The organism is Eggerthella sp. AM16-19 (genome assembly GCF_003474385.1).
Taxonomy (GTDB): Bacteria; Actinomycetota; Coriobacteriia; order Coriobacteriales; family Eggerthellaceae; genus Senegalimassilia.
On the sequence record NZ_QUCY01000009.1, the window covers coordinates 19,701 to 32,138 of the forward strand.

Consider the following 12,438-nt stretch of genomic DNA (forward strand, 5'->3'; position numbering starts at 1 on the left):
TTCGCTATTCGTACCGTCCACACACAGTACAACACTGGAGAACGTGGCCTTCCGCGGCTTTGAGAACCTTCCTCTTTCGAGCTGACGAGGGCAGATCGAGCTTGCAATCAAGCGCGTAAACCGTGAAGGCGTACGCGTGGCTTTTGCCCCTTGGCGGCTTGGGTCCGGCATAGCGGTGTATGCCATAAGCTTTCCCTTGAAAGGCATCGCCGAACGAAGACACCACCTTAGCCGCCGGGATGCCTTCGGGAATAACGGATGCGGCTGGTATGTTCCAGATGATCCAGTGGGTGAATCCCTCTATCGGATGGCTCATATCCTCCAGCGTAACCACAAGCGTTTGGGCTTTGGGCGAAAGACCCCCTATGACAAGCTCAGGTGATACATCCTCTCCGCGACCTGTGTGCTTGTCTTTGAACTTACCAGAAGAGTCGATTCCTTGGCACGTGATGTTGAGCGCCTCTATTCCCATGCGAAGCTATCTTTCCCTGCGCCAAGCTCGAAATGGAGCCGTACGATGCCCAGATCGACATCCGAATAGGCTCCTCCAAGGGAGGATATCCGAACAAGGGCCTTGCCATCCGAACTCTTTTCTCCTGTAAGATCTATCCTGAACTTCTGCTGGTTCATAGCAGTTGGGGCGAGGAGCGCCGCTTCCACACCTGCTCTGAACCATGTGGGTATTTCCTCGTTTTGAGGAACGGTACTCACCTCCTCAATGGATTTCGTTTTATGAGAACGGCCTTGGTCTTCGCCATAGCCGAGCGCGATGACGAGCGCCAGCTTCTCGCCAGGTTCCAGCATCTTCCTCACGAAGCGCTTCTTGAATGTGAGCGCGACCCAGCAGGTGTTGAGACCTTCTTCCTGCGCATGCAAAACCAGGCGCTCGCCGAAGTAGCCGCAACGCTCGTTCAAATCCTCTGCAGGAGCGCCTGCCAGCACGATGTAGTATTTCACGCCCTTGAACTTCCCGTAGTGCGCAAGCGTGGAATCAAACGCCTGTGGCTCGTCTGTGATCAGCTTGATTGACAGACAACCTTCCGCATTGCATACCGCAATCTCTTCTTCCAAACTGCGTACCACATCATCCGACAAAGGCTTGTCAATATATTCCCTCACCGAGTGGCGCGTCGCTATCGCCTCTTGCATACCCATGAGCATCACCCGTCCTTCCGCTTCAAAGCTTCGCTCGCCCAATCCCGAGGCTTCTCTACCCAAGCATCCGTCCTCAGCAGTTCCGTGAGCGGGTGCGCATCGAGCTTATCCATGAAAGCTTTTCCCGCCTCATCCAATATCCTCGTTATGCGCCACTCGCTGTCGTCCAGCTGCGAGCAGCCTACGAATACATCCTCTGCGATCTTTGAGCCACTGAAGGCGAAGGCATCGGGATCGAGGGCACGAAAGGCGTCGCCTAAAGAGATACGATCGATTGGGCGGGCAAGCGCGAAGCCCCCATCGCGACCCGCGCGCGACTCGACCAATCCTGCCAAGACGAGCTTCCGCAGCGTCTTTTTCAAGTAAGAGTCCGATACGCCCATGAGCTCGCTCAAGGTCTCGCTGCCCACAGCGCGTCCATCCTTTTGGAGTGACAGCATGAGCAGGCACACCACCCCCTGCTCGAAACTCTGGTTGATGCGCACTGATTGACCTCCCGTTGCTTGCATTATCATAGATATTTTATATCCATGGATATTGATTATAAATGAAAAAGCAGACCGTCCCACAACAAACCTTGCAGAACTTCCCAGAACCTACGCACGCCGTTCTCGTAAGTAATCGCTTTGCCTCCCCGCTATAAAGCAAATAAGCGGCGGGGAGATGCAGGTCGCCCGAAACACAACTAACTCGGACCCCCTCAGGGCTTGGCTCGAAAGACATGCGCCCCGCCGCCATCAAATGGCAAACAAGGAGCGCATCGTATGTTCAACCTCACACCGGCAACCCAAGAGGAGCACGACTCGCTCGTCGAGAAGTGCCAGAAGAACGGATGGCTCAAGCGAGGCGGATTCGATTGGCAAGATGATCCGTGGCTCGAAGAGTATCCATACGAGTTCTCCCGCGCTTCAACGATCAAAGACCTCGCCGACTTCTTCTCAAACGGCAACTGGGCGATACGCCAAGGCGTGCTCTTCGGTGACCTTGCTTTCATCCAGCAGGTCAACGGGGGCGACGAATGGTGGACGCTGAAGAGATGCCCTGATGGGTCATGGCTTGCTTTCGAGAGCTATACCATGAGCTACATCCTGCCCGACATGAGCCGTTTCACGCAAGCGATCGCGAGCATGCAGCTGGCAACGCCGGACGAGTGCAAGCGCCTCGAATACTCGCTGCCGAAGACCTCTCTCGTTTGGGACGGAGAGGCCTTTCCCAACGATTCGAGCGGCTACGTCAGGGCACGAGGCGAGAATTTCGAGCTAGAAGTCGTTGCAAGCCGAATAGGGCGCGGCGTCTCGATGACGGCCCAGGAGGATCTGCTCGAAGGCCTCGATTCAGAGAACTTCGACACATTGATAGAGCAGCTAAGAGCAGCGGTCGAGAAGGCAGATCAGTACGAGAAGGACGCGATGGTCCCGGACGCCCAAGGGCTGTCTGACAAAGCAAGGCATGCCGTCATCGCATCTGAGAACCAAGCGCGAACTGGGCATGCGGAGCAGACGCATGAAAACGAAAGATAGATCAGGGGGCGAACATCATGGCAAGTGACTATGGCGACGAGGCGGGAGAGAAGCTCTTCGACTGGATGCTCAGGATGGGCCAAGACGCAAGCCAGGACGCTATCCGGGCGAGCGCCGAGAGGCTCAAAAGCGCCATCAGAAACCTTAGAGGCCAGATCGATGAGCCCCTAGCAGAAGCGGAGCGCGAGGGCGTGCGTGAATACGCGCGGCTGAACCTCTCCGAATTCGAGGAGCTGCCCGACTACGCGAGCCTGCGCGAGATCATCGAAACCCGGCTCGACACTGCCGCGATCGAGCACGACATCGCGAGCATCGATGGGCACGACCACCTCATCTTCAGGGTGGAAGATGCCCCCGAGGTGGACGAGGCCTTCAAGGAGCTCGAATGCGATGCCGACGCGGCATGCGAGCGCGCCGTGAAGGAACGCGGGCGCGACCTGAACGCGGAGCGCGACGCAGAGCCCCTTGAGCAGAAGGCAGCTGCGGCCCGCGAGGCCAGCCAGGCGCATCAGGCAGCGGGCAAGGCCGAGCACGAGATGGAGCGCATCGAGGTGAAGGCCCGATGAGGCGAGAGCTTCTCGCCATCGGGCTCATATCCCTCGCACTGTTCGTTCTTGGCAACATCTGCACGGGGCTCGTCATGGAGGCGGGAAATACTCAGTTGGATCTTACCCACGCCTTCATCGGTCGGTTATCGCAAGCTCGGGTGCTCTATTTTGAACCCCTCCCCTTGAGCGTCGGTGCGGCGTGCGCGTGCGCCGTATGGCTCGTATGGGTGCGATGGTGGGAACGGCGCGGAAGCTACCGCAAGGGCGAGGAGCATGGTAGCGCCCGCTGGGCCACGGCCAGCGAGATGGTGGCCTTCTCCGATAAGGGGAACCCCGACAACAACATCATCCTCACGGCATCCGCGCGCAAGCGCCTGGAGGACACCGCTCACGACCAGAGGACGGAGACGAACAACAACGTCCTCGTCGTCGGAGGGCCCGGCACCGGAAAGACGCGCTACTACGTGAAACCCAACCTCATGCAGGCCAACGCGAGCTTCTTCATAACGGATCCCAAAGGAACGCTGATCCACGATATGGGATGGGTCCTCGAATGGCTGGGATACGAGATCAAGACGTTCGACACTGTGGACTTCTCGCGCTCCATGCACTTCAACCCCATCGCCTATATCAAGGACGAGGCGGGACTCCTGCGCTTCGTTGAATGCCTCATCAGGAACACCACAGCAGAGGGCAAGAGCGCGACAGACCCTTTCTGGGTGAACGCCGAGAAGCTCCTCTATACGGCCCTTGTGACATACCTCCTCGACCATTGTCCCGAGGAGGACAGGAACATACCTGGCCTTCTCTCCCTTCTCGCATTGGCGGATGCCCGTGAGGATGACGAAGGTTACCTGAGTCCGCTCGACATGCTTTTTAAAGAGCTCGAAACAGGGCGTCGCCTCATGAAGGTGTCCGAAGGTAGCACATTCGATCCGAGCTCCCGGGCATTCACCACGGATGCGGGCGATTGGGCGTGGGTCAAGGTGGCGGAGCCCGTGCGACCCGAGGACGACTTCGCCTTATCGAGCTACAAACAGTTCAAGGTGGCTGCGGGCAAGACCCTCAAATCCATCATGATCTCGTGCAACGTTCGCATGAAGCCCTTCGACATCGCCGAGATGCGCGAGCTTCTCCGCTTTGACGAGATGGCCCTCGACCACATGGGTGACGCGAATGCGAAGGTCGCCGTGTTCGCGTCGATGTCGGACACAGACTCCACCTTCGACTTCGTGTTCGCGCTCCTCATGCAACAAGCGCTCGACACCCTCTGCGAGTGCGCGCTCAAGCGCTTCGCGGGGCGGCTTCCGAGATGCGTGCACTTTGTTTTCGACGAGTTCGCGAACATCGGCACCATCCCCGACTTCGAGCGGATGATCACGGTCACCCGGAGCCGCAACATCGCCGTGTCCATGATCTGCCAATCCCTCTCGCAGCTCGACGAGAACTACGGCGAGAACAACGCGGCGACGATCGTGAACGCCTGCGACACGATGCTCTACCTGGGCGGCAAGTCGGCGGATACCAACCAGAAGATCGCGGAGATGATCGGCAAGCAGACGGTCGCGAACGTCTCCGTGAACGACTCTCGCGGGAACAACCCCACCTACACGCACAACTACGGCCTCATAGAGCGAGACCTCATGCAGGGCTCCGAGATCTCACGCATGCCCAAGGACGAGGCGCTCGTGCTCATAAACGGGGCGCAAGCGTTCAAGGACAAGAAGTACGTGCTTTCGTCGCACCCCCGCGCATCACTGCTGGCAAGGGCTGAGAAATCCGGGCCCTTCGACTTCAGGCGGTACCGCGCCCGACGGGAAGGAGAGCTGATGGAGACCTGAAACGTGCGGCTGCGGCAAGGATCGGCGGATCCCCAAGACGCCTGGGTGATTCCACGCACCCGGACGCTGCCGCAGCCGAAAGACGCAAAGGAGCGCGCAAGCGCCCCTGCGAACCCAATTCTATCATCGGCGCGCAACCGACCCATTCCACATTCAGGGCGGCAGCGCGAAAGACGGCAAAGGAGGGCAAATGCTCGCAAACATCATCAGCCTTGTCTCTGGCTGCGTCACCTTCCTCGGCGGCTTTCTGGTCGTCTGGGGCGCGGTGTCGCTCGGACTCGCCATCAGGGAGCAGCAGGGAGGCTCACAGATTGCCTCCGCCATATCCACTATAGCTGGCGGCGCGATCATCATCGCCGCAGCAGTCTACTTCGGGATGCTCGACACGTCCTGGCTCCCTGCCTAGTGAGGCGGTGAGCCATGTCGCTACAGATCCCCATTCAGAAGGACATCGGCGAATACGAGGAGAAGATCGTCGGGAAGCTCTCCTTTCGCACGCTCGTCTGCGTGGCGGGAGGCTTCGGATCGGCGATCCTCGTGGCAGCGATATGCCATTTCTGGATCGGCATTGAGGTCGCCGACGCCGCTTTCCCCGTCATGTGCGCATCGATCCCGTTCTGGCTCGCCGGTTTCTGGCGTCCCTTCGGGATGCGCGCGGAGAAGTTCGCACCCCTTCTGTTTTCACACCACATGAAAGACCAAAGGCTCCTCTACGAAAGCCTGGCACCGAAGCATCTGACGCTCATCGAGCGCGGAGCGCCAAGCCGCAGGGCGAAGAGGATGTCCAGACGCAAAGGAGCGGAGGCCAATGAGCCAACCAGAGAATACGAAGAAGTCAAGGAAAGAGATGCAAGGGGACAAGAAGAGGCTAAAGGATGAGAAGAAGATCGCAAAGGCCCGAATCAGAGCTGAGCGAGAGCGGGGCGGCTCTCAATCGAGCCTCTTGCGGCAACTCACTGGCATGTCCTCAAAGTCCGATCGTTCGAAGAAGGCTCATGAGGAGAAGCTGAAACGCCAGAAGAAGGCAAGGGCATCAGCGGGCGACATAGCTTCCTTCATCGGCTACGACGCCGTCTACAAGGACGGCATCGCGCAGGTCGAGGAAGGGCTCTTCTCGCAGACGATCGAGTTCTCGGACATCTCCTACCAGTCGGCACGTCGCGAGAACCAGCAGAACATCTTCACGGTGCTCTCCTCGCTCTATAACTACTTCGGCGCGGACTCGTGCGTGCAGCTCACCATTGCGAACGTCCCCATCCCTGAAGAGGAGATCGGAAAGAAGCGCTTCTTCAAGGCGTCCGACCCCGACACGGAGAAGTACGCCAAGGAATACAACCAGATCTTGAACGACAAGATGCGAGAGGGCGTCTCCAACCTCACGCGCCATCGCTATCTCACTTATATGGTCGGTGCAAGCGACGTATGGGAGGCCGTGCCGAAGCTCTCCCGCATCAAGGGCGACGTAATCGACACGCTCTCGCGCATCCGCTGCGAGGCGCATGCCCTAAACGGCATCGAGCGCTTGAGCGCGATCCGCTCCCAGCTTCGTCCGAAGGCAGCGTTCACGTTCACATGGGACAAGGTGAATCCCTGCTCGAACACGAGGACACGCGACCTGATCGCCCCCGCGCTCGTGGACTTCAAGCCCAGCGGACGCTCAGACATCTTCAGGATCGACGAAATGTACGGCTGCGTGCTCTCCATCCGCACGTTCGGATCGATGCTTGAGGACTACTACCTAGCGAACATCATCGACCTTCCCATGCCCCTGTCGGTGAACCTGCACATCCAGCCCATCGCGCAATCGGACGCCCTCGCGCTCGTGAAGCGACAGCTCGACTGGATGGACAAGGAGATAATCGACGAGCAGATGAGCGCCATGAAGAAGGGCTACGACTATACGATCCTGCCTCCGGAGCTGCGCTACTCCAAGGAGGAGGCGGAGGAGCTCCTCGACTTCCTTCGAAACAAGAACGAGCGCCTCTTCACCTACACCGGCCTCATCTACACCTACGCCGATACTGTTGATGCGCTTGAGCGCCAGGTCGAGCAGATCATCTCCGTCGGGCAGGGAAACTCGCTCGGCATCGAGCCGCTCTACTACCGCCAGCGCCAGGCTCTGAACTCGGTGTTGCCGCTCGGCATGAACCACGTCGATGTCACCCGCTACCTCACTACAGGCCAGATAGCCATGCAGATGCCCTTCGCATCGTTAGAGCTCAACCAGGAGGGCGGGGGCTATTACGGGCAGTCGAAGCAGTCGGGCAACCTCGTTATCTGCAACCGCAAGAAGCTCGCAAGTCCCATGGGGTTCGTCTGCGGCAAGCCCGGTTCCGGGAAGTCCTTCTCTGTGAAACGCGAGATCACCAATACAGTGCTCGCCTATCCGGAGGACGAGATCATCATCTTCGACCCCGCTGGCGAGTACGGAAATCTCATCGAGGCCCTCGGCGGCGTGAACGTCCGGCTCGCGCCCGATGCGGACACCGCGCTCAACCCCTTCGATTTGGCCGATGTGGAGGGGCGCGCCGACGCCGCGCAGCTCGCCTTCAAGATCGATGCCTTCCTGGCCCTTTCGAGCGCGATGATGGCGGAGTCCTCCGAAGGCCTTCCCGAGGCGGACAAGTCGATCATCACAAGATGCGTCGAGGCGGCCTACGCGAGATGCTCGCGTGGCGAGGGAATGCCGACGCTTTCCGATTTCCACGAGATACTCGTCGAGCAGCCTGAGGCGGAGGCGCGCGACATAGCTCTTCGCTACGAGCGATACGTCACCGGTGCGCTGTCGTTCTTCAACCGACAGTCCAACGTCGGCTTCGACAACCGCATCACCAACATAGACCTTCACGACCTCTCCACCAACATGCGCGTGTTCGGCATGCTCATCGCGTTAGAGGCCGTGCGCAACCGGATGTATGCAAACTTCGATCGGGGCGTTACCACCTGGCTCTACATCGATGAGGTCCAGTCGCTCTTCGGCCACCCCACCATCATCGATTACTTCGCGAAGTTCTGGGCGGAAGGAAGGAAGTTTAACTTGATTTGCACCGGCATCTCCCAGAACACCTCGCACATGCTCACTCACGAGCGCGCCCGCACCATGGTCCTGAACTCGGACTTCATGCTGCTCCACAAGCAGGCGAGCCAGGACCTCGCCGCGTGGTCGGAGATGCTCTCGCTCTCCGGTGCCGAGCGCGAGTACATCGACGAGTCCATCAAGGCCGGAGAGGGCCTACTCGTCGCGGGAGGGGCACGCGTGCCCATCCGGGACGACTTCCCCAAGGGCGCGCTCTACGACCTCTGGAACACCAAGCCCGAGGAGATCGCGCAACTGAAGCGAGCCCATGCCTTCGAGAAGAACGCGAAGAGGAGCCAGGGCTAGATGGACCCGAGAAGCCTCGACAACACGAGCGCCTCGATCGCGGACATCGTCACCGCCGATAAGCTCGATGCTGTGAGCGCGGGGATCGTGAAGGACGACGAGAGCCAAAGCCTCTCTGCCCTAAGCGAGAAGGAATCCGCGCTCGGCAAGAGGACAACGCACAATGCAAGCCCTTCCAAGGAACGCATGCGCAAGTCGCAAGGTGTGGGTGCGGTGAATGCCGATTCTGATGGCGCATCGGGTGCCGGGGATGCATCTGCGGGAACCGAGAAGGCAAACGCCCCGAGCGAGCGGCTCAAGGTTCGCCAGTTCCTGGAGCGCGAGGCCATCTCCGAGCTCGACGACACTGACGAGTTCGAGGGCGCGGGTAGCGCCTATGACGCCGGGCAGGGCACCAAGCGAGCGATTGCTACCGTGCGGGACAGGAAAGCAAAAGGAGCCCACTCCGCATCGGGCGGCTACAAGGGATCGAGCGCGAACGCAAAGGCCACCAAGAGCACGAGCGCGCAGGGCGCGAAGAAGGCGAAGACAACAAGCGCCCGAGGAGTCAGCCAGGCGCAAGCGAGCCACGCCGCCCAGGCGGCGGGAACCGCCGCGAAGACGGCTGCCTCGTCGTCCGGCAACGCGGCCCTCGCTGGCACGGTCGGCGGAAGCGGGCTTGCGGCAGGCGGTGGGGTGCTCTGCGGGGTCATCGCCTTCGTGCTAGTTGCGCTCGTCATAGGCCAGATAATCTCGGCCTTGTTCGGGTTCTGGGACGCAGAGGACAAGAAACGCTCCATGGAGGGGCTTCCCCCCTACATCACCTACGAGATGGTCGAAGAGGCCGTCCGCTGCCAGCAGGAGTACGGGCATCCCGCCGGGTGCACCATCGCGCAGATCATCTGCGAGTCGGGACAGGGAGATTCCATGAGTCAGCTCGCCACGCGCGACCACAACCTGTTCGGGATGAAATGGGCGTCGTCTTTCGCCTCGGCTCCGGAAGTCGTCGGAAAGGCGGGATGGAGCACGCAGGAGGAGTACACACCTGGCACATTCACGACCATCACGGCGTATTTCACGGTGTTCAAGGGGGATGTGGAGTGCATTCGCTTCCGAAGCCGCGTGTTCCTGCAGGCATCCCACTACCGCAACAACTCCCTCATCAAACAGGCCATCGCAGAGCACTCCTCTGACAAGATGGCGGAGGGTCTCAAGGATGCGGGATGGGCAACGAGCTCGGCCTATGTGGACTCACTCAAGTCCGCCATGGATACCTACAACCTGCGCCGCTTCGACTCGATGACGGTCGAGGACCTTGAGAGCGGGGCGCTCTCGGCCGACGCGATCATCGCCGCCGCCTACAGTCAGCTCGGCGTGCCCTACGTGTGGGGCGGCAACACGCCAGGCGTGGGCCTCGACTGCTCGGGACTCACACAGTACTGCTACCGACAGGCGGGCATCGCCATCCCACGAAACTCCGAAGATCAGGCCGCATTCGGGAGAAAAGTGCCGGTGTCTGAGGCTTCGCCCGGCGACATCCTCTGGAGGCCCGGGCACGTGGCCATCTACATCGGGGACGATCGCTACATTCATGAGCCGCATTCGGGTGCGGCCTGCACGATTGCAAGCGGCGCGTCGCACTTCGCGAGCGCCATCAAGATCAGATAGGAAGGACGGAAACATGACCAGAAAGAACAAGATCATGCTCGCTGCGGCTATCGTGGCAGCAGTGCTCCTCGTGGGCTCGGGCGTAGCCAGATGCACGATCGTCCAAAACGGGACGATTGAAGGTCGAGCTGCTGTCGAATCGGCAGAGGAGGCAGCAGTTGAAAACCCTCAGTCCGAGACCGACGCTGCAAACGGCGAAGCGAACTCTGACATCGAATCGCTCATCGGAACCTCGTGGGTGGGCGTGGACGACGCAACGCGCTCGCTGTCCATCGTCAAGGGAGCTTTCGTCGAGACCAAGGACGGCAGCACGGAGGTGACCTACTGGACACTTGACAGCGAGGAGCCGCTCTCATCCGGCATAGAGGCCACCGTGCTCGCCTCGAAGTCGATGACCGATGCCGCGAACCCCATTCTCGTCTCCGTGAGCAGCGAGGGCGCGGACACCGTGCTTCGATCGGACGCCCTCGCCTGCGCATACAGGCAGGTACAGGTCGGGGACAGGTCGCTTCACTTCACCGGCGTCACTTCCAAGCTCGAAGAGGCTATGGGGATCGATGCCGCGAAGATCGAGGCCGCTGTTTCGACGCGTGCAGCTGCCGTGTCCCCGAGTGCGACCCGTGCCATCTGGGATGCGGAGGCGTGGATAGATTATGCCAACAACGCGGCTACGACAACTTTCACGCTCGACGATGGGGCATCTACCATGATCTCGGTCACGCGCTCATCCGACGGCACAATCGAGGCGCTCTGATAAGGATGGGCAAAGTCAAAAGCCTCGTCTCAAACAGACGATTCATAGTGGCGTTCGCTGCTACATTCGCGCTTCTCGCCACGCTGTTCATTCCCTCGCAGTTCGCTTGGGGCTCGATTGCGGACGACATCAATGCATGGCTTTGCGGAGTGCTCCGCGACTGGTGCAACTGGATCTTTGCGGCTCAGACCGACGTGATGCGCTCGCTTGGCGCTAACGGCGTGCTATCGGCACCGTTCGAGACCATGCTCGCAAGCGCGGGAGATGTCTCCATGTACGCCATCGCGCGCGGTGTCTGGCAGGTCGCGGTGCTGCCCATCGGTTGCGGCGTGCTCGGGCTCGTCTTCACCTTGAAGCTCATCGAGATATCACAGCGCATGGACGGCAACCAATCCTTCCCGGGCGTGAAGGAAGTGGTGTTCCTCCTCGTGTTCTTCGCGGTATTCCTTTTCCTGATCCAGCACTCCTTCGACCTCATGGCGGCCATCTACGAGGTCATAGGCCTTGCGATAGACCGTGTGGAGGGACTTTTCGGCACTGGCGGCGCGCTGGACATGACGGCGGTATCCATCGTAACGGGCGATGACGATCTCTCAGCACTGCTCGCGCTGCTCGTCGTCGCGGTCATCAGCTGGCTCGTCGTGCTCGTCGCATACATCGTGGCGCTCGTCGTCTGCTGGGCGCGAGCGATACAGCTCTACGTCATGGCGGCTTTCTCCCCGATACCGCTGGCGTTCCTCGGATTCGACCAGACGCGCCAAATCGGGCTCGGGTACCTGAAGAGCTTCGGGGCCGTATGCATAGCAGGCCTCATCATCCTGATCCTGCTCATCAGCTTCCCCGTGATCCTGGGCGGCATCGTCGCCGTGAACCCGGGAACCGGAACGCCCATAGACGCGATCGCCAACGGACTCACCTACGCGCTCCAGTACCTCGCCATGTGCATCCTGCTCGTGCTGTCGCTCGTGAAGAGCGGAGCCTGGGCACGAGACATCGTGAGCGGGTTCTAGGTGCATGCCAGCAAGAGAGGAGGTGGTGCCTATGGGCTGACGAGGCACCCACAGGGGCATTCCACCAATCGACCCCAAGAAGACACAAGACGCAAAGGAGAAAGCAAAATGGACGACAAGAAAAACGTCTACATCACCCTGCACAAGAACTTCGTGCACGAGGGCATCGAGTACGAGGACAGGAAGACCGGCGAGACCAAGACCTTCAACTCGGTGACGCTGCCCAAGGGCACCGTGGTCAACGGACAGGATGTGAGCTACAGCCAGTTCAGCCCCCTCTTCGTGAACCCGTCCCGATTCAAGGGCGAGAACTACCGAGACATCCCCCTTCTGACCGAGAAGGAGGTATGGCTGAAGAAGAGCGTGCTTGAGCCGGACGGCAGCCCCACCCTCGACGAGGATGGCAAGCAGGTGCGCGAGGTCATCAAGGTGATGCCCGCTGCGCTCAAGGAGGGCATCGACAAGGGAAGGGCGGCCTACCTCGCATCGCTCGACGACAAGGCCAAGGAGGCCCGTGAGGCATCGGCCAACCAGACCCGCGAGGCCCGACAGGCCGAGCCCGTCTCCCGATAGGCGGTGCG

Annotated in this window: 13 protein-coding genes; 10 read left to right on the top strand and 3 right to left on the bottom strand. The window is 60.2% G+C overall.

The features are described from left to right. Positions 1-4: 4 nt before the first annotated feature. From DW178_RS04745 to DW178_RS04755, 3 genes are read right to left on the bottom strand one after another with little or no spacing between them, the layout of a single operon-like run. The gene (locus DW178_RS04745; protein WP_118349947.1) at positions 5-472 is read right to left on the bottom strand and encodes a YbhB/YbcL family Raf kinase inhibitor-like protein; all 468 of its coding nucleotides are present in this window, start codon (positions 470-472) and stop codon (positions 5-7) included. Beyond that, positions 463-1,155 carry a nitroreductase family protein gene (locus tag DW178_RS04750; RefSeq protein ID WP_118350018.1) on the bottom strand — a complete coding sequence of 231 codons (693 nt, stop codon included), beginning with the start codon at positions 1,153-1,155 and terminating at the stop codon, positions 463-465. The genes DW178_RS04745 and DW178_RS04750 overlap by 10 nt, the downstream gene beginning before the upstream one ends. A gap of 5 nt (positions 1,156-1,160) precedes the next feature. After that, positions 1,161-1,640 (bottom strand): RrF2 family transcriptional regulator, encoded by a 480-nt coding sequence (locus DW178_RS04755; protein ID WP_158574062.1) that lies wholly within the window; start codon positions 1,638-1,640, stop codon positions 1,161-1,163. Positions 1,641-1,919: 279 nt separating this feature from the next. On the opposite strand from DW178_RS04755, the gene DW178_RS04760 reads away from it, so the two are divergent. The 10 genes from DW178_RS04760 (at position 1,920) to DW178_RS04805 (ending at position 12,430) form a co-directional block, all read left to right on the top strand. Continuing rightward, positions 1,920-2,675, top strand: a complete 756-nt coding sequence (locus DW178_RS04760) for a hypothetical protein (RefSeq protein WP_118349952.1) — start codon at positions 1,920-1,922, stop codon at positions 2,673-2,675. 17 nt (positions 2,676-2,692) lie between these two features. Further along, complete coding sequence (locus tag DW178_RS04765; protein ID WP_118349955.1) at positions 2,693-3,241, top strand: hypothetical protein; 549 nt, start codon at positions 2,693-2,695, stop codon at positions 3,239-3,241. Next, positions 3,238-5,064, top strand: a complete 1,827-nt coding sequence (locus DW178_RS04770) for a VirD4-like conjugal transfer protein, CD1115 family (RefSeq protein WP_118349958.1) — start codon at positions 3,238-3,240, stop codon at positions 5,062-5,064. Before DW178_RS04765 ends, DW178_RS04770 begins: the two co-directional genes overlap by 4 nt. A 190-nt stretch (positions 5,065-5,254) precedes the next feature. Then, positions 5,255-5,470, top strand: coding sequence for a hypothetical protein (locus DW178_RS04775; RefSeq protein ID WP_079535874.1), 216 nt, complete (start codon positions 5,255-5,257; stop codon positions 5,468-5,470). Positions 5,471-5,484: 14 nt separating this feature from the next. After that, on the top strand, positions 5,485-5,943 hold the full coding sequence (locus DW178_RS04780; protein ID WP_118349960.1) for a PrgI family protein: 459 nt from the start codon (positions 5,485-5,487) through the stop codon (positions 5,941-5,943). Positions 5,944-6,025: 82 nt separating this feature from the next. Further along, entirely contained in the window at positions 6,026-8,446 is a 2,421-nt protein-coding gene (locus DW178_RS04785) for a VirB4-like conjugal transfer ATPase, CD1110 family (protein WP_118349962.1), read from the top strand. After that, positions 8,447-10,093 (top strand): NlpC/P60 family protein, encoded by a 1,647-nt coding sequence (locus DW178_RS04790; RefSeq protein WP_118349964.1) that lies wholly within the window; start codon positions 8,447-8,449, stop codon positions 10,091-10,093. A gap of 13 nt (positions 10,094-10,106) precedes the next feature. After that, positions 10,107-10,847 carry a hypothetical protein gene (locus tag DW178_RS04795; protein ID WP_118349966.1) on the top strand — a complete coding sequence of 247 codons (741 nt, stop codon included), beginning with the start codon at positions 10,107-10,109 and terminating at the stop codon, positions 10,845-10,847. A gap of 5 nt (positions 10,848-10,852) precedes the next feature. Then, a complete protein-coding gene (locus tag DW178_RS04800) occupies positions 10,853-11,857 on the top strand; it encodes a VirB6/TrbL-like conjugal transfer protein, CD1112 family (RefSeq protein ID WP_118349968.1) in 1,005 nt (334 codons plus the stop codon). Positions 11,858-11,965: 108 nt separating this feature from the next. Then, positions 11,966-12,430, top strand: a complete 465-nt coding sequence (locus DW178_RS04805) for a DNA gyrase (protein ID WP_118349970.1) — start codon at positions 11,966-11,968, stop codon at positions 12,428-12,430. Positions 12,431-12,438: the final 8 nt, after the last annotated feature.